This is a genomic window from Mycobacterium sp. NGS22 (assembly GCF_059813095.1).
In genome coordinates this window covers 1-21,046 of sequence record NZ_JCALDY010000003.1, presented here as the reverse complement: position 1 = coordinate 21,046, position 21,046 = coordinate 1, and the positions used below count along the sequence as shown (strand labels likewise).

Genomic DNA, 21,046 nt, shown 5'->3' with positions numbered 1-21,046 from the left:
CGGCGGGCGTCAGCGGACCACGACACTGGACTGCGTCGCACGACCGATCATGCGCACGCCGACAGTCGACTCGGTCGAGTCCGGCGCACGGCTTTCCAGATAGAGCTGTCGCATGATCGCTTGCCACGACTCCACCTGCGGCGCCGACCCGGCCATGCCCCCGAGCAACCCCACGATCACCGCGTGGTTGTCGGTCAGCGTGTAGACGGGCCCACCGAGATCGCGCCGGTCCGCTTTGACATCGCTTATGTCGAAACCGTTTTCGGCCAGGTTGGCGACATGCCCGCAGGACTGTCCGGTCGATGTTCCGAAAAGGCAGACCGGTAAGCCCGGTTGGGCCCGTAGCTGCGGCGTCGCCTGCAGTCGACGTCCACCGGGTAGCAGCTCGCTGGCGGTCGCCTGATCGGCGAGCTTGATGACTTTGAACTGCGGCCCGGACGATCCGTCGGCGGGTCGGACCGAGTTGCGGCGGACCAGGACGACGGTGCCTACCAGCTGGCCGCGGGTGTCGGTGACCAGCGGGGTGTCGTCGCACTGCACGCCGGTCAACGCGATGCGCAGCTGAGGCTCGACGAACCCGATCACGCAGGCACTGTCACCTTGGCGAACCTGCATACCCGGGTGCACGGTCACCCCTGGGTCGCCCGCTGCGGTGACCGGTGACTGAAAAGTGCACAGCGCCAAAAAGATTGCGATTGCAAACCCGCCAGTGCGTCTTGCCAATCCCATTGGGCCACCAACCCGAATTCGTTCAGTGGCGGCTTCGCGGAGAGTTTCTCTCAGCGCAGCTGCCGTCCGATGAGCCGCGGTTACCCGCTCGCAACCGGACCAAACAATGCTTTTCGGGTCAGTTCAGTTGCCCGACACCGGATGATGGGTCGACTCGGTCGGGTACCTCGACAGGGGTGTTCGGCGGCGCTTGGTCACTCGGACGGCCCTGCCTAGCTCTGCGCTGCCACAGCGACCATGCCGTTGCAACCGTCGCAATCGCGACGACGAGGGTGGTGGGCCAGAACAGCAGCTGCGCCAGCCACAGGCGCCGCTGCAGACGCACCACTTGTTGCTCCCCGCTTCGGATGCGGCGCAAGGTTGAGTTCACAGACACCCCTATACCCTCACCAAGCCGGTCGAAACACCGCCAGTCGCTCGCAGGCACGTTGCCGATACTGAGATTTCGGTCACTTCGCAACTGCGTTCAGACTGCTCACGGCCTTGTAGCGGTGTCCGCATCAAGCATCGACCTGTTTGCCGTGGTTGCTCGACGGCGGCATCGGGAACTCTTCTTCCAACGCGGTAAGTGCCGCGCAGTATGTACCCGAAAACACCGAGGGGTGGACATGGCTAAGAGTGGACCGATGGAAGCTTTCAGTGGCGTCGTCGAGGGCGTCAAGGGCCTGATCAAGCAGGTCATCGGCTTGGTCTTCGGTAACGAGAGGCTCGCCAAGGAGGCCAAGGCTCAGCAGGACAAGGCTGATGCTCAGCGCGAAGCGGCCAAGAAGGAAGCCGCTGCCGAAAGCGCACGCGGCGGCGCCAAGGCCGCGGAAAGCCGGCAAAAGGCCAACCAGTAGCACGATCAACGCAAAAGACCCAGCCAAGCGGCTGGGTCTTTTGTCGTGCATCAGGTTTCAGTCAGCGTCTCGGCCTTCCCGGCTGCGGGCGTAGGCGCTTTTGCGCAGACCCGCCAACCACCCGGGATACAGGGCGACGCCGGGTGCGGTGTTGCGCACCGGGTCGAACGAGAAGTCGCGCTCCGATTCGGTCTCGAGGATCTCGTTCAACACCAGGCGACCAAGTGGAGCGAAATCTCCCGTCCCGCGCGCTTGATCGAGTCGCAGTTCGATCCCGCCGCTGCGGATCGTGTCGCGCACGTCTTCGAGTGACAATCCTTTTCCGGTGATTTCGGTGTCGATGCATGCCCGCAACCACCAGCTCGTGCCGTGATAGCGCAGCGGCATCAGACTGGTCATCGTCTGTGCCGACCACGAGGTGACGGGCCGCAGTCCCACGATGCGGGTCAGCGCCCCGGAGCCGGCGGACACCAGCAGCACGTCCCACGCCCGGTCGGATTCGAGTTGCGGCGGGATCCGCAACGCCAGACCGATGGCGTCCGGCACAGAGCCGGGCATACCCGCGCCTTTGGAGAACCGTGCAATCACCGGCGAGGTCGGCACCGGCAGTCCCTGATCCGCCGGAGCGACACGCTCGAGCGAGCCTTCGGCCAGCACCCCGGTGGGGTGGAAAACCTTGCGACCCCGCAAGGCGGCCCCCCATCGAAACGGCACGGAGAGGCGATCTGTGATGTCCATCCGCGCAGGGTTCCCCGCCCCTCTCCGGTGAAACCGACAGTTGCGGCGGCCGACTCGGCAATTACTGTCGATCTAAAGCCGCGACGGGGAGGTAACCGATGAGTCTGTGTGATCGCCGGCCGCCGGGTACCGACGATGCCGCCGTGGAGGCCGCAGGAAAGGTATCCGAAGCGCTCGAGACCATCGAGCGGGCGCGCGGTCACTTGTACTCGTTCCACCAACTGACCGGGCATGCTGATCTGCAACTCGACACCGCCGTGGAGCTGCTACGCGAGAACGGGCACGCTGAGCTGGCCGATTCCATCAGCCGGGAACTGATCGGGCGAAATGTGTTGCCCGGCAGATGGAGCTTCCAGGTCATCGAAGACTATGACGACGGCTACTACCGCTGTTTCCAGGACATGGAGAAGCTGGTGCGGCACCAGCTGACCGGCGGCAACCGGCATGTGTTCGAAGCCGAGATGAAGGAGAGCCGGCGTACCTCCGGAAGCCCGGACCACGCCGCCGAACCCCGAGAAACCTCCAGCGAGGACTGAAAGACGCAGTCTGACAGCCGCACCCGCGGGATCGTCGCAATCGCTTCCACTCAGGACTGGCGCGCCGGTCGATCATTCATTAAGTTAACGATTAAACTAATGAAGATAGTCGCCGGCCGACCGCACCGCCCGTAAGTCTGGGGCCGGACACCGGTTTGTTTTCTCGGTCAGGGGGTACCACGCGTGAATCTGAGCCGTTCTGGTCAGCGACTCGTCGACGTTGCAAAGGAGGCTTCGGTGGGAGGTGTGCGTGAATTTCCGCGGGTGCGTCTCGCCGAAGTAGCTTCAGCGAGCGCGGCGAGCCTGCCCACGGTGGACCAATTCGACGTCTGGCGAACGGATCTGCGCCGGCAGGTCCTCGACGAGGTTGCCGCGTTCGTCGGCGCGCGTTGCGCCCAGGAGTTGGGTGACTGCGGAGTCGACGTCGCCGGCAACATCCTGCTCGAGTTCGTCAAGGGCGGGAAGTGTCTGCGGTCGACGTTCATGTACCTGGGCTGGCTGTGCGGGGCCCCGCCCAGCGAAGCTGCTCTGTCGGCCACGGCGAGCCTGGAACTGCTGCACGCATTCGCTCTGCTGCAGGACGACGTGATGGACGACTCGCCTGCCCGTCGAGGCCGACCCGCTGCTCATGTGCAGTTCTCCGACTGGCATCGCAAGCGGGGAATGTCCGGGTCGTCGCGCCGGTTCGGCGAGTCGGCCGCGACGCTGCTCGGCGACATGTGCCTGATCTGGGCGGAGCAGATGTTACGCGACTCCGGTCTTGACCAGCATCATCTGCAGCGTGCCTGGCCCCGCTACGATGCCATGCGGACCGAGCTCGCAGTCGGTCAATTCGCTGATCTGGCAATGGATTTGCGTAAAATCCCGAACATCGACTCGGTGCTGGGAGTGGCCCGGCGCAAATCCGGCAACTACACGGTGCGCCGCCCGCTGGAGATCGGCGCGGCAATGGCCGGCTGTGACGACCAGACCCTGACCAGGCTCGGTCAATACGGATACGCCGTCGGCGAAGCCTTTCAACTGCGCGACGACATACTCGGCATCTTCGGATCGCCCGCCAGCACCGGCAAACCCAATGGCGGAGATCTGTTGGAGCGCAAGGCCACCAGCGTCGTCGTCGCGGCCTACGAGATGGCCGACATCTCCACCCGCCGAGAATTCGGTGAATTGATGAACGTCGATCAGCTCGACGAAGCCGCGGTCGACTACTGGCGCAACCTGATCTCTGCCACCGGAGCGGTGCAATGGGTCGAGGAGCTGATTGCCAAGCGGGTCAAAGATGCACTGGACTCGTTGGATCGCAGCGGAATCGACGGCTTACTCAAGGTCGCCTTGACCGACATGGCCGGCGTGTGCACGCAGCGCGCCGCATGATCTCCCGGGAGCGCTGATGCACACGGTCCGAGGACGGACGGAACGCGTTGTCGTCATTGGTGCGGGATTTGCCGGATTGTCCGCGGCGCTGCACCTGGCCGGCCGCGGTCGGGAAGTCACGGTCGTGGAACGCGAGCCGTGGCCGGGCGGGCGCGCGGGCCGCCGCGACATCGACGGTTACTCGATCGACACCGGCCCGACCGTGCTCACCATGCCCGACATCATCGACGAGGTGTTCGCCGCGGTCGGTGAATCGAGCGCGCGGCACGTGGAGCTGATGCCGGTCGAGCCCTGCTACCGGGCGATGTTCGCCGACGGCAGCACCATCGACGTGCACAGCGATGCAGACCGGATGGCCGCCGCGGTCGAAGAGTTCGGCGGCCCCCGCGAAGCCGCGGGCTACCGCGCGTTGCGCGACTGGCTGGAGGGCTTGTACCGCACCGAGTTCGCCGGCTTCATCGACGCGAATTTCGACTCACCGCTGTCCATGCTGACTCCCCAATTGGCCAAGCTGGCTGCCATCGGCGGGTTCCGGCGGTGGGAGACGATGGTCGAGCGGCACATCAGCAACCCCCTGCTGCGAAGGGTATTCACCTTCCAGTCGCTCTACGCCGGGGTCGCCCCGCAGCACGCGCTGGCGGTGTATGCGGTGATCGCCTACATGGACACCATCTCGGGGGTGTTCTTCCCCCGCGGCGGCGTGCGTGCGCTCCCGGACGCACTGGCAGCGGTTGCCGAACAAGGCGGCGTCCAATTCCGTTACAGCTCAACGGTTACCGAGCTCGAACGCAGCGGCGACCGGGTCACCTCGGTGCTCACCGAGGGCGGCGAACGCATCCCTTGCGACGCGGTGGTGTTGACCACCGAACTGCCGCTCACCTACCGCCTCCTGGGTCGGAAGCCGAGACGGCTACTGCCACTGCGCGCGGCACCCTCGGCGGTGGTCATGCATGTGGGCTGCCGCGCCACACCCGCCCAGACGGCACACCACACCATCCTTTTCGGTGACGCCTGGGAGCACACCTTCACCGACATCATCCGCGACGGCCGACTGATGCGGGATCCTTCGCTGCTGGTGACCCGCCCGACGGCCAGCGACGCCAGTCTGGCGCCGGCCGGGCGAGATCTGCTGTATGTGCTGGCTCCGGCGCCCAACCTGTCCCGGCGCCGGGTCGACTGGTCCACGGCGGCGAAGCCCTATGCGGAGAACATGCTGGACGCGGTCGCAGAGCGACTGTTGCCGGAGGTGGGCGACGGGGCCGAATTGTTGCATCTCGACACCCCCGCCGACTGGGCCCGCCAAGGGATGACGGCCGGGACGCCGTTCGCCCTCGCCCACACCTTTGCCCAGACCGGCCCGTTCCGTCCGGCCAACCTGGTGCGCGGAATCGAGAACGCGGTGCTGGCCGGATCGTCGACCGTACCTGGTGTGGGTGTGCCGACGACCCTGATCAGTGGACGGCTTGCCGCCGACCGCATCACCGGGGTCCTCGACCGCTCCCCCACATCCATTGTGAGAGCCCGATTGCCGTGATTCGCACCGAATTAGACGCCGCCGGTATCGACAGCCCTGCGCTGCGCGCCGCGTATCGCCTGTGCCGGCAGATCGCCGCCGCGCATGGTCGCACCTATTTTCTAGCCACCCGGTTGCTTGCTCCCGACCAGCGACCGGCTGTTCATGCGCTCTATGCCTTTGCCCGCCACGCCGATGACATCCTCGACGAGTTCAATCCGGATCTCGACGTCTGCGCCCGCGCCGACCGCTTGCAGTGCCTGTCCGACAAGTTCTTCGCCGGTGGAGCCCGCCCGGACGAACCGATTCTTGCCGCCGTCGACGACACCGTCCGCCGCTACCGCATTCCGGCGGATCTGTTCGAGGACTTCCTCGCGTCGATGCGGATGGACCTCACCGTCACCGACTATCCCGACCGGCCCGCGCTCAACCGCTACATGCGCGGCTCGGCGGAAGTCATTGGGCTGCAGATGCTTCCGGTACTGGGCACCCGCGACACCGACGAGGCCACACCGTACGCCGCCGCACTGGGGCAGGCGTTCCAGTTGACGAACTTCCTGCGCGACGTCGACGAAGATCTGATGCGTGACCGGATCTATCTGCCGGCCGACGAACTCGCCGCACACGGGGTGGATCGCGAGTTGTTGATGTGGTGCCACCATCATCGTCGCACCGATGAACGGGTGCGCAGCGCGTTGCAGGCCCAACACGAAATCACCCGGGAGATCTATCGATTCGCCGCCGGCGGGATCCCGATGCTGGCGCGGCGGTCACAGCCCTGCGTGGCGACGGCCTTGACGTTGTACTCCGAAATCCTGGATTGCATTGAGGACAGCGACTTCTCCGTCTTCAGTCACCGCGCCACGGTTGGTACCACCCGCCGGATACAGGTCGCCGGTGGTGCCCTGCTGCAGTCGTGGCGGGTTCGTTTCTCGCATCCCGCCGGAGGGGCCCAGCACCGAAAGCCTGGTGCGGCGTGAGCGATCGCTGGCAGTATTTGATTGTGCTCGGCTTGTGCCTGCTGATCACAGCGCCACTGGAATTGTTCGGCAGCGGCGTCTACCGTCAAGCCCGCCGTCTCGTCCGCGCGGTGGCGCCGGTCGCGGCGGTGTTCCTGGTGTGGGATGCGGTGGCCATAGCGGCTGGGGTGTGGTGGTACGACGGCAAGTACCTCACCGGCATCGAGATCCCGCCGCGCATCCCGATCGAGGAAGTGCTGTTCTTCCTGGTGATTCCGTTGTGCGGATTGCTGACGTATAACGCGGTGTCCACGATTCTGGCGTGGAGCAGGCGCCGATGACCGGTCTGGGCTACACACTGCCGGCCGTGGTCGCGGTGTTGGGCGTGTGCGCGCTGGAGCTGATGTTGTTGCGCACCGGCCTGTTTCGCCGGCCCGCCTACTGGCTGTCGATGGTGATCGTGCTGGGCTTTCAGGTTCCGGTGGACGGCTGGTTGACCAAGCTCAGTGCACCGATCGTCAGCTACGACGAGCGGCACACCAGTGGGCTGCGGTTTCCGTTCGACATTCCGGTCGAGGACTTCCTGTTCGGCTTCGCGCTGGTGACCGGGGTGCTGTTGTTGTGGGAGTTCCAACCAGAGCGTGGCAGCCATGAATAGGACGGGCTTGGCGCGCGGCGACGTTCCAGCGGCATTCGACGAGGGCGCAGCGGCCTATGACCGGCTGGTGGGCGCCAACCCCGGCTATCACAGCAACCTGCGACGGTCGGCGCGCCGGATGGGCCTGCCGGACCGCGGACGGGGGTTGCGGCTACTCGATGCGGGTTGCGGCACGGGCGCCTCGACGGCCGCACTGCTCAGCGCGGCGCCGGAGGCCGAGATCGTCGCTGTCGACGCGTCGCGCGGCATGCTGGATGCGGCACTGGCCAAGTCGTGGCCCGCCACGGTCCGGTTCGTGCACTCGCGCATCGAAGACCTCGGCGAGCACGGCATCACCGGACCGTTCGATGCCATCTTCGCCGCCTATTTGTTGCGCAATCTGACCGATCCGGACAGCCAGCTGCGCACCTTCGCGACGTTGTTGCGGCCCGGTGCAACCCTGGCGCTGCACGAGTATTCGGTGCGGGACTCGGCCGCGGCCACCCGCATCTGGCACGCGGTCTGCTGGGGCATCATCATTCCCGCCGGGTGGTGGCGGACCCGCAACACCACGCTTTACCGCCACCTGTGGCGCAGCGTGCTGACCTTCGACGGCGCGGCGGGGTTGCGGCAACGGATGTCCGACGCCGGCTTGCGCGGCGTACGCAGTGAAACCATGCCGGGGTGGGAACGCGACATCGTCCACACCTTCCTGGGGACGGCGCCGCAATGACCGACCGCCGCCAGCACATCCATCCCGCGTCGCCCGGGTTGCCCGACGCCGGCGCGCTGTCGTCGCAGCCGCGCGCGGTGGTCGTCGGTGCCGGCATCGCCGGGCTCACCGCCGCCACCGGGCTGGCCGAGCGCGGCATCGCCGTCGAGGTGGTGGAAAAAGAGCACTACCTCGGCGGGCGCGTCGGGGGGTGGACCGAAACGCATGACGGCACCGACTTCGCGCTGAATCGTGGCTTCCACGCCTTCTTCCGCCAGTACTACAACTTGCGGGAGTTGTTGCGTCGTGTCGATCCCCAGTTGCGGATGCTGACGCCGGTCGAGGACTACCCGCTGATCGACGGCGCCGGCCGGCGCGACAGCTTCCGGGGGTTGCCCCGCACGCCACCGTGGAATGCGTTGTTGTTCGCGCTGCGCAGTCCCACGTTCCGGCTCGCCGACCTGGTGCGCATCGACGCGCGCGCGGCGGCGCCGCTGGCAGCCGTGTCGGTGCCCGACATCTACCACCAGCTGGATCACATCGACGCCGAAACCTTCTTGAAGAGCATCAATTTCCCCGAATCGGCGCGCCACCTCGCGTTCGAGGTCTTCTCCCGCAGCTTCTTCGCCGAACCATCGCAGCTCTCGGCCGGTGAGTTGGCGACCATGTTCCATATCTACTTCCTGGGCTCCAGTGAGGGGCTGATCTTCGACGTCGCGAACGCGAACTTCGATGCGGCGCTGTGGAATCCGATGCGTGACTATCTGGACGAACGTGGAGTGCGGTTCCGAACCGGCACACAGGTGCACCGCATCGACACCGACGGCCCGAATGCATTTCGCGTGCATGTCGATTCGGGTGACCCGCTCGACGCGGACGCCGTGGTGCTGGCCGTCGACGTAGGCGGGCTGCAACACATCGTTGCCGAATCGAGCGGTCTGGGCAGCGACCTGTGGCGCAGCCAGATCCGGCGGCTGCGCACCGCTCCCCCGTTCGTCGTCCATCGCCTTTGGCTGGACCGGCCGGTCAACGCCGAGCGACCGCCCTTCCTGGGCACCGCCGGACACCCGCCGCTCGACAACATCAGCGTGCTCGAGCGTTATGAAAGCGAAGCGGCTGACTGGGCGACGCGGCACGGCGGATCCGTCGTCGAATTGCATTGCTATGCAATGGATTCCGCGTTCGGCGTGGAGGATGCCATCCGGCAACTGCACCAGCTTTACCCGGAAACCGCGTCGGCGAACGTGGTGCATCAACGCGTACTGCGCCGCGCCGATTGCCCGCTGTTCACCCCCGGCACTTACACGCGGCGCCCGACGGTTGCGACTCCACAGCCCGGACTGGCGCTGGCCGGTGACGGGATCCGGGTAGACCTGCCGGTGGCGTTGATGGAGCGCGCGGCCACCACCGGCTGGATGGCTGCCAACCTCTTGCTGGCCCAGTGGGGTCTGCACGGCCACGAGCTACGCACCGTTCCCGTCCGCGGACGATCCGCGCTACTGCGTTCGCTGGCGCTTCGACAGAGGCGCAATCTGCCATGAGCGCCGGTGACCGGCTCCGCCGTCGATGGCCGAAAGACTGGCCGCTGCAAGTTGTTCCACCCGTGCCGTGGACGCGGCAACGCCCGACCTACGGCCAGGCCCAGCCGAGCATCATCGATGAAGCGCTGGCCCGGTCGCAGCGCCGGCCCACCGGCAACTGGTACGCCTTCGCCGCCAGTCGTGCCGTGCGCGGCGGACGTCCTTTCGGCACGCGCGTCGCCGGCGTCGAACTCGTCGCCTGGCGCGACCGGCTCGGTCTGCTACGCGTCGGCCCGGGCAGTTGCCCGCACCTCGGTGCCGATCTGGCCACCGGGACCGTTTCCGATGGCGTGTTGTTCTGCCGCTGGCATGGACTGGCGCTCGACGGCACCGGTTGCAAGCTCGGTTGGGCGCCCCTGCCCAGCTACGACGACGGTGTGCTGGCCTGGGTGCGACTCGATCAGGTCGGCGGGGAGCCGCCGCTGGACATGCCGGTGCTGGCCGAGCGACCAACCGGAGACACGTTGCCGGCCGTCACCCGGCTGGTCGGCGTCTGCGAGCCGTGCGACATCCTCGCCAACCGTCTGGACCCCTGGCATGGCAACTGGTTTCACCCGTATTCCTTCACCCGCCTCGAGGTACTCACCACACCGACCGAAGATGATGACCGGTTCCTGGTCTCGGTCACCTTCCGGATCGGCCGCTTGGGGGTACCGACGATCGCGGAGTTCACCTGTCCGGACGCACGCACCATCGTGATGCGCATCGTGGAGGGCGAGGGCGCCGGCAGCGTCGTCGAAACCCATGCCACCCCAATCGGTCCGGGTCCGGACGGCAGGCCGACGGTCGCGGTGATCGAAGCCATCGTCGCGCAGTCTCAGCGTCCCGGGTTCAAGGCGGCGCTCAACGTCGCGCCTCTGATCGCGCCGTTGATGCGCCATGCCGCGAACCGGTTGTGGCGCGACGACCTGGCCTACGCCGAACGACGCTATAAGTTGCGCCACGGAAGCGGGACGTGATCAACAGCCGGCCGGTGCGCCGTCGAAGCACATCTTCTACGCTGAATCTGCGATGAGGAAACCATGTTTCGCCGTCGTCGTCGCCAGCGTGGTCGCTCATCTGGCGTATCTGGTCTACCTGCCGAGCGGCGGCTTTCTGGCGCTGCGGTGGCGGCGCACATTGTGGCTGCACGTGCCGACCGTGTGCTGGGGAATCGGCGTCGTCACCCTGAAGCTGCCGTGCCCGCTGACCAGTCTGGAAGCGTGGGCCCGCGCGCGAGCCGGGATGGAACCTCTGCCGAACGACGGTTTCGTCGGCCGTTATGTCGCCGGCGTGGTGTACCCGGCCGACCGTACCGGCACCGCGCAACTTCTCGCCTTCATCGCCGCCGCAGTGTCGTGGGTTGCGCTGGCTGTCCAGCGAATTCGGGACCGGTAGGTGTTTTGCGCTGGACCGCAGCCGGGTCCCCGACCCTGGGGCCGGATGTCACGAGGAAGGTGAACCGAATTGAGCGACAAGGAATTACGTAAAGGCGACAGCGTGGAGTGGAAGAGCCACGGCCAAACCGTGAAAGGGAAGGTCGAGAAGAAGATCACCTCCGACACCGAGACGGCCGGTCGAAAGGTCAAGGCATCCAAAGACGAACCGCAGTACAAGGTGCGAAGCGACAAGACCGGGAAAGACGCGGTACACAAACCGAGCGCGTTGAAGCGCACCGGCAAGTGAAGAGGACTGATAGATGCCCAAGACCGACAGCGACGCGACCTGGAGAGAATTCAAGAACACGGTCAACATGACCGCGCGCGAACTCGAGAAGTGGCTCGCGACAGACGAATCGCGAGGCGTCGGCCAAAAGCGCGGCGGCAAGGAATCGACGGGACACGCCAGCGGTCGGCGCATTGTCGATATCCTCAGAACCAAACGGGCGGACCTGGACGACGACGACTACAAGCACATGCGCAAGGTGCTCGGCTACGCCAAACGGCACCTCGCTCAGCGCCCCGAAGGCGACATCGAGAACACCTCGTGGCGCTATTCGCTGATGAACTGGGGTCACGACCCGGCCAAGGCGTAAAGCGTTGCCGAAACCGGACGTTGCGCTCGCGCCCCCTTTCTGAACGCGTACCCTGCATCTGATGGAGGTACCGGGTAGTGAGCAGACGCCGCGCTAGTGAACCCGCGCATGGACGGGCAGAGCTGGAAAAGCTGCTGTCGGCCGATATGCGCGCGATCACGGCGAGATCGGATCGGATCGGACGGCATTTCGCGCGCGTGAACAAGGTGAGCAGCAGCGACTTTCACGCCCTGCTGCACATCATGGTGGCCGAAACGGCCGGAGGACCTCTGACGTTGGCCCAATTGCGCCATCGCATGGACGTTTCGCCGCCGGCCATCACCTATCTCGTCGACCGGATGATCGAGGCCGGCCATATACGCCGCGAGCCCGACCCCGAAGATCGACGCAAGTGGCTGTTGCGTTACGAGGATCAGGGCATGGACTTGGCGCATTCGTTCTTCAGCCCACTCGGAACCCATCTGAGCGACGCGATGGCCAGCCTGACCGATAAAGATCTCGCGGCCGCGCACCGGGTTTTTCAAACCATGATCGGGGCCATGTCGACCTTCGAAGAGGAGTTGGTCAACCGTCCTTCGGCTGCGTCGGCGAAGCCGGAGCGAGGCGCACAGGCGCCGCGACGGCGTCAGGGATCATCTCGGTCGAACGCCTCGCGAAGTTGACGACGCGGGCTTCGATCAGTTCCGCCCCTCGCGTCACCCCACCGGTAGCGGCGAAACCGGCGGCCACCCGGCGGGCTGCCGGCACCTTGGTCGCTGCTTCAAGCACACATCGGCGCAACCGTGCCGGGTTCAGCTTGCGGGACGGTAGCCGAACCCCGCAGTCGGCGACCTGCACCCGGCGCGCCACTTCGGCTTGATCGCGGGCAAACGGCACGACGCACACCGGGACACCGCGGTCGAGAGCCTTGACCGTCGTTCCCATTCCGCCGTGGGTGATGACACAGACCGCGCGATCGAGCACCGGTCCGTGCGGCAGAAACCGGCACACCGTCGCGTTGGAAGTCCGCGGCAAACCGGCAGGCACACCGGCCGGGAAGGTCGCGACGACGTGTACCGGTTCATCGGCCAACGCGCGCAACGCCATCTCTCCCAGCTTGGCGTCGCCTTGCGCGATAGAGGACGTGTTGACCAGCACCACCGGCCGGTCGATTTCGTCCAGCCAGTGCGGGGCTCGCGTGTCGGGCCGCTCGAAGACACACGCTCCGATGAAGTGCACCACATCGCTCCAGTCCGGGTGCGGGTACTCGAAGGGCTCGCCGCCGACCGCCAACAACAGCGGCGCCCGGCGCATCAACTCATCCACGGAGTTGACGGCGGGTACGCCGAGTTCTGCGCGAAGGGCGTTGACGCGGGGCAACATCGGGCGGTCGAACAGATAGCGAACCACGGCTCGCAGCCCGGCGTCACGCACCGCGCCCGCGACACCCGGAAGCGGCCGCATACCCGGGCCGAACGGCGGCGTCCCGCGGGAGCGCAGGTACGGGGTGAACGGCGAAAACACCGACCAGCCAATGCCGTCCGCCTCAGCGGCCGAGATCGCGCCCCAACAATTCGCGTCGACGATGATTGCGTCGGGCTGTACCTGGGCGACCGCGCGCCGCAGGTCGTCGACCTCGATCACCGCCCGGCGGCACAGTACGTCTATCGACCTGTTCAGTACACCGAAAGCCCCACGCGCAGAACAGTCGTCACCGACGATGGCCTCGATGCGCGGGTCGACCGCCTCGGCGGTGACACCGACCTGCCGCATGGTGTCGACCTCGCTCGCCATCGTGCGCAGGTGCACCCGGTGACCGCGCGCGACCAACTCCACGAGCAGTGCGCCCAACGGGTAGACATGACCCAGCGCCGGTGCGCCGTAAGCGAGAATTACCGCCATAGCTCTAGCTGACAGATGCCACGCCGAGTCCACGCAGCGCGGGCAGATCTGCGGCACCGCATCCGTGCAGGCAGATGCGAAGCTCGTCGACGAAGCGTTGCAGCCAGGCCGTTGCGGCGTCGGCGGATTCGATCGCGGCGGCAAGCAACGGGCGCGCAACCGCCACCACGTCAGCGCCCAGGGCGAGTGCCTTGGCCGCGTCCATGCCGGTCCGGATTCCGCCGGAAGCGACCAGCGGGAACGCCGGCAGCTGCGCGCGAACCTCCGAAAGTGCCTGCGCGGTAGGAATTCCCCAGTCGGCCAGATCCGGATAGCGAAGCTCGCCGTGACGGACCAGCTGCTCGACGCGCGACCATGACGTGCCGCCGGCGCCGGCGACGTCGATAGCCGCCACCGGTGGCGCGCCTGTCAATCGCAGCAGCTCGGCGACGGCCGCGCCACCGATGCCGTGCCCCACCTCCTTGAGCAGCACCGGATGATCGAGCATCGGGACTACGTCGTGCAGACGGTCGAGCGACCCGGAAAAGTCGGTGTCCCCATGCTGCTGCATGGCCTCCTGCAGCGGATTGGTATGTACCGCAAGCACATCGGCTCCTACCCGGTCTAGCACCCGGGTGATGTCCGGCACCGCGTCCTTGGTGAACTGGGACAAGCCGATGTTGCCGAACAACAACACGTCGGGTGCTAGCTCGCGTACGGCGAAGCTGGCGGCGGCGCGCTCGCCCAGCGCGCTGTCCAGCATCACCCGCTGCGAGCCGAGCATCATGCCGATCCCGAGCCGCTGCGCGGCGGTGGCCAGGTTTCGGTTGATCGTTCCCGATAGCTCCGCTCCCCCGGTCATCGCGCCCACCAGGACCGGCGCACGCAGTTGCTTGCCGAGGAATTCGACGGACAGGTCCACATCGCCGAGATTCGTCTGGGTGAGTGCGTTGTAGGGCAGGCGGTAGCGCTCGAGTCCGGTACTGACGCCGTGAAAGTTCACGTCCCCGTCCAGGCACACGTCGATGTGACGCCTTTTGCGCGTGGTCATTTCGGCCCGGTCACCGGTCATGGGTGTGCGGACCGTCCGGCGCCGGGGCTGACAGGAACGGCGATTTCGCGGTAGCCCACCACCGAACCGAGACTATCGACGGTCTTGCCGGGCATGGTCACGATCTCTCTCGATCCATCGTCTGGTAGTACCCACTCCAGGAACAAACAGGCACGATCACGGCGCCCGCGACGCGGGTCCACTTCCTGTCAGCCTACGCGAGACGGACAGTGTTGTTAACTTTCTGAATGATTAAAGTGATTAAGCTAAACTAGAGCATGACCGCAGCGGCCGGGAGTCCAACCGTCGAGCGCTCGGTGAATCCGAGACGTCCGCCGCGGCACCGTTCCCCGACTTTCTGCCGCGGCGGGCGTCTCCCCGTTCCGTGGCGTCCGTTCGGCCGAGGCGGCCTATCCGCGAAACGAAAACTTTGCACGCTGGACCGCTGTTTCCGGACGGTACGCGACCACGCTGATTTTTTCCCTGCGCCCAGCTGGGCTTATCCGGCTAGGCTATGCATCAGTTGAGTAGCCAGCTGCCATCTCAGCGAAGCGACACGAGAAAGGTCGTTCTTCGCCCCGCTTCAGAACCACTTGATAGGCCACGTTGTGATGCACGCTGTAGATTCACCTGACCAGACCCACCCCCGCTACCGCTACGTCATCGACTGCGGTAAGGCGCACATTTTCGTCTATGCCCGCAGCCTGGCCACCGTCTTGCGGATAGACGGGGAAATCGACGCGGCAAACGCCGGGCGCGTCGCCGCGGAGCTCGGCCGATTCACCAAGGTGGGAACTCCACTCATAATCGACCTGACCCACTTGAAGTTTCTCGGCATCGACGGTTTCCAGGAACTGCTCGCGCTACACCACCGGCAGCACACCGCGGGACTGTACTGCGGAATCGTCACCGGCAGCGCCATGCGTCCGCTGCTGCGCATCGTCACCGATCACGGCCTCCCGCTGGTCAAGTCGGTGCCGGAAGCCCTTCAGCTCGTCGAAGACGCGCTGGTGGGCCGCCGGCAACTGCTGCTGCGCCTCGCGAGATAGTTCCAGCCAGCGGTGATCCCACGACCGCCCGCACCGGCTGAACTCACGGATCCGGTTGCGCTGCAGTCGATTCCGTTCTCCATCGCACCATGGCCGAGGGCATCGACGGGCCATCGGCAACCGATCGAAAGAGTCGACAAGGCGACGGCATGACCGCGACCTCAGGGCTCGGCGCTGCCCAGTTCCGTCTGATAGTGGCGCATAGCGGCAATCAGCGCGGTGAAAACCCGGTGGGCAGCGGCCAGATCAGCGTCGGGGAGATCACGGAGCGCAGAGGTGGTGTGTTGGCGCAGCGGAGTAAAGAACGACCGGGCGGTCGCCAGTCCGGGATCGGAGTAACGCAGGATGACCTTTCGCCGGTCGGCCGGATGGGAGTCACGACGGATGTGACCGGAGTCGATCAACCGGTCCACCAGATAGGTGATCGCCGCACCCGACAGACCCATCCGCTGACTCAGATCGCCCGATGTCATCGGTTGCCCAGCGGTTTCGGCGACCATGATGTGCAACAGCGCACGAAAGTCGGTGGGCCGCACGTCTTGGGACACGGCGAAATGCCGGCCGATCTGGTCGGACGCAGTGGACAACTCCCGCAGATCGGCAGAGATCTGCGACTCCAGCGCATCGCGGCCCGCGCCCTGCTGCTCAGGATCCATTGTGATTCGCAGCATATCGCTGATCCGCGGTCATTTCAGTTGATTAATGGTTAAACGACTGAAATGCTTGCACTGTGTGGGAGGGATTCGCCGCGAGGCTCAGCGCCCGGCGCTCGTGGGTTCTTGCTCTGGGAGTTTTTCTGCTGGGGACCGGTTTCATGACGTTGATCGGTGGGAACGCAGCCGCAAGCCAGGCGCCGTTGTCGGTGCCGACGGATGCCGATTCAGCGAAGGTGCAGCAGCTGTCCGCCCAATTTCCCGGTGGCGACCTCAACCCCCTGATCGTCGTTGTCAGCAGTAGCGGCGGGGCGGACGTCGACGCCGCCGCGCTCCAACGCGCAACCGAACAGGCCCGAGATCGCATGCAGGCCATCGCGCAACGGGGATCTGGGCCGGGGCCCGTCTTCGTCTCGGCCGACGGCAGGGCCGGGATCGGGGTGGTACCGATCAGTGGTGAACTGTCCGGTCTGGCGTTGCACGACGCCGTTGCCGCACTGCGCGATGCCGCGGGCTCCGGCTTGCCGGACGGCCTTTCGGCGCATGTGACCGGCGGACCGGCATTCGGCGCCGATATCGCGAACGCGTTCAGTGACGCCAACGTCACCTTGCTGATAGTGACCGCGTCGGTGGTGGCGCTGCTGCTGATCGCCACCTACCGTTCGCCGGTGCTGTGGCTGGTTCCGCTGGTGGTGATCGGATTCGCCGACCGGGTAGCGGCCTCGGTGGGTACCGCGGTGGCCTCGTTGACCGGCCTGAGCTTCGACGGCGCGACTTCGGGCATCACCAGCGTGTTGGTGTTCGGCGCGGGCACCAACTATGCGCTCCTGCTGATTTCGCGCTACCGCCAAGAACTTCGACTGCACCGCGAGCACCGTGACGCGCTGCGCCAAGCCGTCCGGATGGCCGGGCCCGCAATCGTTGCCAGTAACGCGACCGTGGTCTTGGCGCTGCTGACGCTGATCTTCGCGTCCACTCCCAGCACCCGCAGCCTGGGCGCGCTTGCGGCGTGCGGACTGATCGTCGCCGCACTGTCGGTGCTGGTGCTGTTGCCGCCGCTGCTGGCTTTGTTCGGACGACGGTTGTTCTGGCCGTTCGTCCCACAACCGGACGACACCCAGACCATCAAGACCGGCCTCTGGCACTCCATCGCCGAACGCGTGGCACGGCGCCCAGCGGTCGTCGCGTCGGTCACGATCGTGTTGTTGGCGGCCCTGGCGACCGGCCTGCTCGGTGTCCGGATCGGGCTGTCGCAGACGGAACAGTTTCGGGTCAAGGCAGATTCGGTGACCGGGTTCGAGATCGTGGCCGCCCATTTTCCCGCCGGTTCGGCGAACCCGACCGAAGTGGTCGCCCCCACCACCCACGCAGCGCAGGTACAACAGGCCATCATCTCGACACCCGGTGTCGTGTCGGCGAACCCCGCAGGCACTTCGTCGTCGGGACTCACCAAGTGGTCGGTGGTCATCGATGCCGCACCGTCGTCCCCGCAGGCATTCAATACCGTTGATGCGTTACGTCTTTCGACCAAGGCCGCCACACTCGAGGCTCTGGTCGGCGGACCCGACGCACAGGCGCTGGATGTGCGCGACGCCGCCGTGCGTGACCGGACGCTGTTGATCCCGGCGATCCTCGCGGTCATCCTGGTCGTCCTGGCGGTGCTGTTGCGATCCGCGTTGGCACCGCCCACGCTGCTGGCGGCGACGATCCTGGGTGCGCTGGCCGCGTTAGGTCTTGGCGGCTGGGCCAGCAACCACGTGTTCGGTTTCCCCGCCCTGGACAATTCCACCCCGCTCTACGCCTTCCTGTTCCTGGCCGCACTGGGCGTGGACTACACCATCTTCCTGGTCACCCGGGCGCGTGAAGAGTCCGCCGATCATGGTGCGCGGGACGGAATGATCCGCGCGGTTTCGGCCACCGGTGGAGTGATCACAAGTGCGGGAATCGTTCTGGCCGCGGTCTTCTGCGTTCTCGGCGTGCTGCCCCTGATCGTGATGACTCAACTGGGCATCATCGTGGGCCTGGGTATTTTGTTGGACACTTTCGTGGTGCGGACACTGGTCATTCCCGCGCTGTTCGCCGTGATCGGTGATCGCATCTGGTGGCCCAGTCGACTGTCCACCGCGGCGTCCACCGTGCAAAACCGAACGGAGTCAACGTGAACAAATCAACCCTGGCAGGCACCGGTCTGGCCGTCGCCGCCACCGCCGTCGCCGGAGGTGCCGCCAACCCGGGCCGCACCCCGCTCTGGTACGCGCGCATCCGCAAGCCGCCCTATCAGCCGCCCAGCGCCGCATTCCCGGTGGCCTGGACCACCCTGTACACCGACATCGCGGCCACCTCCGCGGTGGTCATCGACAAATTGCGTGCCGCGGGTCACGACGACCAGGCGCGTCGCTACATCGCCGCATTGGGAACCAATCTCGTCCTCAACGCAAGCTGGAGCTGGCTGTTCTTCCGTTACCACAAACTGGGCGCCTCCGCGCTGGGCGCCGCGGCACTCACGGCCAGCAGCGCCGATCTGGCCAGAAGGGCGGCCGAGGCCGACCCCCGCGCCGGCGCGGCGCTCGCGCCCTACCCGTTGTGGTGTGCATTCGCCACCGTGCTGTCGAGCCACATCTGGCGACTCAACCGTTAGGGGTCGATCATGCCTTCCCTGTTGTGGTTTCGGCGCGATCTTCGGGTCCGCGACCACCCGGCGTTGATCGCCGCCGCCGAGAGCGACGGGCAGGTGCTTGGCTGCTTCGTGCTCGATCCGCGACTGGAAGCGTCGTCAGGACCGCGACGGTTGCAGTTCCTGGGTGATTCGCTGCGACAACTCAGCGCCGAGCTCGACGGTCGTCTGCTGGTGGTACGGGGGCAGCCGGAGAAGCGAATTCCGGAGTTAGCCAAGCAGGTTGGTGCCTCGGCGGTGCACATCTCCGAAGATTTCGCGCCGTACGGCCGCAAGCGCGACGAACGGGTGCGCACCGCGTTGGGTCGAGTGCCGTTGGTGGCGACCGGATCTCCGTATCTGGTCTCACCCGGGCGTGTCACCAAGGACGACGACACCCCCTACAAGGTGTTCACACCGTACTTTCGTCGCTGGCGTGAGGTGGGTTGGCGAGCACCCGCCAAGTCGGACGCCGGCTCGGCACGGTGGGTCGATCCGGTGCAACTCGGCGTCCAGCCGTGCAAGATCCCCGACCCCGGCGTCGAACTCGACGTGAAAGCCGGTGAAGCGGCGGCAGTTTCGCAGTGGGTGACGTTCGTCGACGATGGGCTGTCCCGCTACGAGCAGGACCGCAACCGGCCCGACCTGCCCGGCACCAGTCGGATGTCGGCACACCTGAAGTTCGGCACCATCCATCCGCGCACGTTGGTTGCCGATCTCGACCCGCAGCGCAAAAGCGACTCGGTGTACCTGCGGGAGTTGGCTTTTCGCGACTTCTACGCCGCGGTGTTGTATCACTGGCCGCACAGCGTCTGGTGGAACTGGAACCGCGACTTCGACGCCATCGAGACCGACACGGATGCCGAGGCCACGCGCCGCTTCGAGGCGTGGAAAGCCGGGCAGACGGGATACCCGATAGTGGACGCCGGGATGCGGCAACTGCGCCAGACCGGGTTCCTGCACAACCGGGTACGGATGATCGTCGCCTCTTTTCTGGTCAAGGACCTACACCTGCCGTGGCAGTGGGGGGCGGGCTGGTTTCTCGAGCAACTCGTCGACGGCGACATGGCCAACAACCAGCACGGCTGGCAGTGGTGCGCCGGTTCCGGCACCGACGCGGCACCCTACTTCCGGGTGTTCAACCCCGTCACGCAGGGCGAAAAGTTCGATCCCACAGGAGATTACATTCGACGCTGGGTGCCTGAACTGCGGGAGGCGAGCGACGTGCATCTACGAAAAGGCAACCGTCCGCCCGGATATCGCGACCCGATCGTCGACCATGCAGCCGAACGCACCGAGGCTCTGCGCCGCTACAGCGACATCAGCTGAAGGCTTCCGCAAACCCGCGTGACGTGGCACTATCAGCCGACACACGGGCGGCTAACCGAGGCCGGACTGGTTCGCCGCCTTCTTGCGTTCGATGTCGGCCAGCGCGGCGGCCAGTTCGGCGCGCTGGGCGGCTGAGGTCTCCCAGGACAGTTTGCGGTTCTTGACCACCTTCGCCGGGGCGCCCACCGCGATCGAATAGTCCGGTATGACGCCGCGCACCACGGCGTGCGAGCCCAGCACACAACCCCGTCCGACCGACGTGCCGCGCAGCACCGACACCTTGACCCCGACCCACGTGTCCGGTCCGATCCGCACCGGCGACTTGATGATGCCCTGGTCTTTGATCGGCAGCGTGATGTCGTCCATGCGATGGTCGAAGTCGCAGACGTAGCACCAGTCGGCCATCAGCGCCGAATCGCCGAGCTCGATGTCCAGGTAGCAGTTGATCACGTTGTCGCGACCCAGAACCACCTTGTCGCCGAAGCGCAGCGAACCTTCGTGCGCGCGGATGGTGTTCTTGTCGCCGATGTGCACCCAGCGGCCGATCTCCAGCTGCGCCAACTCGGGCGTGCAATGGATCTCCACGCCTTTGCCCAGGAACACCATGCCGCGGGTGATGATGTGCGGGTTCTGCAGCTTGAACTTCAACAGCCGCCAGTATCGCACCAGGTACCACGGCGTGTAGGCCTTGTTGCGCAGCACCCACTTCAACGACGCCAGGGTGAGGAAATTGGCCTGGCGCGGGTCCCTGATTCGGGAGCCACGCCACCGGCGATGCAGCGGAGCACCCCACATGCTCGTCATGGCCCGAAAGCCTAGT

24 protein-coding genes are annotated in these 21,046 nt (G+C 66.0%); 18 read left to right on the top strand and 6 right to left on the bottom strand.

The features are described 5' to 3' along the window. Positions 1-9 precede the first annotated feature (9 nt). Complete coding sequence (locus AC5Y47_RS03315) at positions 10-729, bottom strand: Rv1815 family serine proteinase (RefSeq protein ID WP_499941962.1); 720 nt, start codon at positions 727-729, stop codon at positions 10-12. 608 nt (positions 730-1,337) lie between these two features. On the opposite strand from AC5Y47_RS03315, the gene mbp1 reads away from it, so the two are divergent. Beyond that, positions 1,338-1,568 carry a microaggregate-binding protein 1 gene (gene mbp1, locus AC5Y47_RS03310; RefSeq protein ID WP_499941960.1) on the top strand — a complete coding sequence of 77 codons (231 nt, stop codon included), beginning with the start codon at positions 1,338-1,340 and terminating at the stop codon, positions 1,566-1,568. 57 nt (positions 1,569-1,625) lie between these two features. On the opposite strand, the gene AC5Y47_RS03305 is transcribed toward mbp1, so the two are convergent. Then, positions 1,626-2,306 (bottom strand): phosphodiesterase, encoded by a 681-nt coding sequence (locus AC5Y47_RS03305; RefSeq protein WP_499941958.1) that lies wholly within the window; start codon positions 2,304-2,306, stop codon positions 1,626-1,628. A gap of 98 nt (positions 2,307-2,404) precedes the next feature. Between AC5Y47_RS03305 and AC5Y47_RS03300 the strand changes: the two genes are divergently transcribed. The 13 genes from AC5Y47_RS03300 to AC5Y47_RS03240 all read left to right on the top strand — a co-directional run bounded on the left by AC5Y47_RS03300 (position 2,405) and on the right by AC5Y47_RS03240 (position 12,293). Next, positions 2,405-2,842 (top strand): hypothetical protein, encoded by a 438-nt coding sequence (locus AC5Y47_RS03300; protein ID WP_499941956.1) that lies wholly within the window; start codon positions 2,405-2,407, stop codon positions 2,840-2,842. Between the two features lie 264 nt (positions 2,843-3,106). Next, positions 3,107-4,216, top strand: a complete 1,110-nt coding sequence (locus AC5Y47_RS03295; RefSeq protein WP_499942343.1) for a polyprenyl synthetase family protein — start codon at positions 3,107-3,109, stop codon at positions 4,214-4,216. Between the two features lie 16 nt (positions 4,217-4,232). Beyond that, positions 4,233-5,750, top strand: coding sequence for a phytoene desaturase family protein (crtI, locus tag AC5Y47_RS03290; RefSeq protein WP_499941954.1), 1,518 nt, complete (start codon positions 4,233-4,235; stop codon positions 5,748-5,750). Further along, positions 5,747-6,709, top strand: coding sequence for a phytoene/squalene synthase family protein (locus AC5Y47_RS03285; RefSeq protein WP_499941952.1), 963 nt, complete (start codon positions 5,747-5,749; stop codon positions 6,707-6,709). The genes crtI and AC5Y47_RS03285 overlap by 4 nt, the downstream gene beginning before the upstream one ends. Further along, complete coding sequence (locus tag AC5Y47_RS03280) at positions 6,706-7,029, top strand: lycopene cyclase domain-containing protein (RefSeq protein ID WP_499941951.1); 324 nt, start codon at positions 6,706-6,708, stop codon at positions 7,027-7,029. The genes AC5Y47_RS03285 and AC5Y47_RS03280 overlap by 4 nt, the downstream gene beginning before the upstream one ends. Then, positions 7,026-7,346, top strand: a complete 321-nt coding sequence (locus AC5Y47_RS03275; protein WP_499942342.1) for a lycopene cyclase domain-containing protein — start codon at positions 7,026-7,028, stop codon at positions 7,344-7,346. The genes AC5Y47_RS03280 and AC5Y47_RS03275 overlap by 4 nt, the downstream gene beginning before the upstream one ends. Continuing rightward, positions 7,339-8,058: a class I SAM-dependent methyltransferase gene (locus AC5Y47_RS03270; protein ID WP_499941949.1), complete on the top strand. Its 720-nt coding sequence runs from the start codon at positions 7,339-7,341 to the stop codon at positions 8,056-8,058. Before AC5Y47_RS03275 ends, AC5Y47_RS03270 begins: the two co-directional genes overlap by 8 nt. Further along, a complete protein-coding gene (locus AC5Y47_RS03265) occupies positions 8,055-9,578 on the top strand; it encodes a hydroxysqualene dehydroxylase (RefSeq protein ID WP_499941947.1) in 1,524 nt (507 codons plus the stop codon). The genes AC5Y47_RS03270 and AC5Y47_RS03265 overlap by 4 nt, the downstream gene beginning before the upstream one ends. Further along, a complete protein-coding gene (locus tag AC5Y47_RS03260) occupies positions 9,575-10,576 on the top strand; it encodes a Rieske (2Fe-2S) protein (RefSeq protein ID WP_499941945.1) in 1,002 nt (333 codons plus the stop codon). Before AC5Y47_RS03265 ends, AC5Y47_RS03260 begins: the two co-directional genes overlap by 4 nt. Before the next feature lie 52 nt (positions 10,577-10,628). Then, entirely contained in the window at positions 10,629-10,994 is a 366-nt protein-coding gene (locus AC5Y47_RS03255) for a DUF2784 domain-containing protein (protein WP_499941943.1), read from the top strand. A 69-nt stretch (positions 10,995-11,063) separates the two neighbouring features. Then, complete coding sequence (locus AC5Y47_RS03250; RefSeq protein ID WP_499941941.1) at positions 11,064-11,282, top strand: hypervirulence associated TUDOR domain-containing protein; 219 nt, start codon at positions 11,064-11,066, stop codon at positions 11,280-11,282. 13 nt (positions 11,283-11,295) lie between these two features. Further along, positions 11,296-11,631, top strand: coding sequence for a DUF3140 domain-containing protein (locus AC5Y47_RS03245; RefSeq protein ID WP_499941939.1), 336 nt, complete (start codon positions 11,296-11,298; stop codon positions 11,629-11,631). A gap of 146 nt (positions 11,632-11,777) precedes the next feature. Further along, on the top strand, positions 11,778-12,293 hold the full coding sequence (locus AC5Y47_RS03240) for a MarR family winged helix-turn-helix transcriptional regulator (protein WP_499942340.1): 516 nt from the start codon (positions 11,778-11,780) through the stop codon (positions 12,291-12,293). Here the strand turns inward: AC5Y47_RS03240 and AC5Y47_RS03235 are convergent. Further along, a complete protein-coding gene (locus tag AC5Y47_RS03235) occupies positions 12,196-13,512 on the bottom strand; it encodes a glycosyltransferase (protein WP_499941937.1) in 1,317 nt (438 codons plus the stop codon). The genes AC5Y47_RS03240 and AC5Y47_RS03235 overlap by 98 nt on opposite strands. Before the next feature lie 4 nt (positions 13,513-13,516). Then, a complete protein-coding gene (fni, locus tag AC5Y47_RS03230; RefSeq protein ID WP_499941935.1) occupies positions 13,517-14,563 on the bottom strand; it encodes a type 2 isopentenyl-diphosphate Delta-isomerase in 1,047 nt (348 codons plus the stop codon). A gap of 590 nt (positions 14,564-15,153) precedes the next feature. Here fni and AC5Y47_RS03225 point away from each other — a divergent pair. Next, a complete protein-coding gene (locus tag AC5Y47_RS03225; RefSeq protein WP_499941933.1) occupies positions 15,154-15,591 on the top strand; it encodes an STAS domain-containing protein in 438 nt (145 codons plus the stop codon). Positions 15,592-15,752: 161 nt separating this feature from the next. Here the strand turns inward: AC5Y47_RS03225 and AC5Y47_RS03220 are convergent, their stop codons facing one another. Then, on the bottom strand, positions 15,753-16,262 hold the full coding sequence (locus AC5Y47_RS03220; protein ID WP_499941932.1) for a MarR family winged helix-turn-helix transcriptional regulator: 510 nt from the start codon (positions 16,260-16,262) through the stop codon (positions 15,753-15,755). A gap of 143 nt (positions 16,263-16,405) precedes the next feature. Here AC5Y47_RS03220 and AC5Y47_RS03215 point away from each other — a divergent pair, with 143 nt between their 5' ends. From AC5Y47_RS03215 to AC5Y47_RS03205, 3 genes are read left to right on the top strand one after another with little or no spacing between them, the layout of a single operon-like run. Beyond that, positions 16,406-18,406, top strand: coding sequence for an MMPL family transporter (locus tag AC5Y47_RS03215; protein ID WP_499941930.1), 2,001 nt, complete (start codon positions 16,406-16,408; stop codon positions 18,404-18,406). Further along, the gene (locus AC5Y47_RS03210) at positions 18,403-18,882 is read left to right on the top strand and encodes a TspO/MBR family protein (RefSeq protein ID WP_499941928.1); all 480 of its coding nucleotides are present in this window, start codon (positions 18,403-18,405) and stop codon (positions 18,880-18,882) included. Before AC5Y47_RS03215 ends, AC5Y47_RS03210 begins: the two co-directional genes overlap by 4 nt. A gap of 9 nt (positions 18,883-18,891) precedes the next feature. Continuing rightward, positions 18,892-20,226 (top strand): cryptochrome/photolyase family protein, encoded by a 1,335-nt coding sequence (locus AC5Y47_RS03205; RefSeq protein WP_499941926.1) that lies wholly within the window; start codon positions 18,892-18,894, stop codon positions 20,224-20,226. A gap of 51 nt (positions 20,227-20,277) precedes the next feature. Here AC5Y47_RS03205 and AC5Y47_RS03200 read toward each other — a convergent pair whose 3' ends face one another. Further along, a complete protein-coding gene (locus AC5Y47_RS03200) occupies positions 20,278-21,030 on the bottom strand; it encodes an acyltransferase (protein WP_499941925.1) in 753 nt (250 codons plus the stop codon). Positions 21,031-21,046 lie beyond the last annotated feature (16 nt).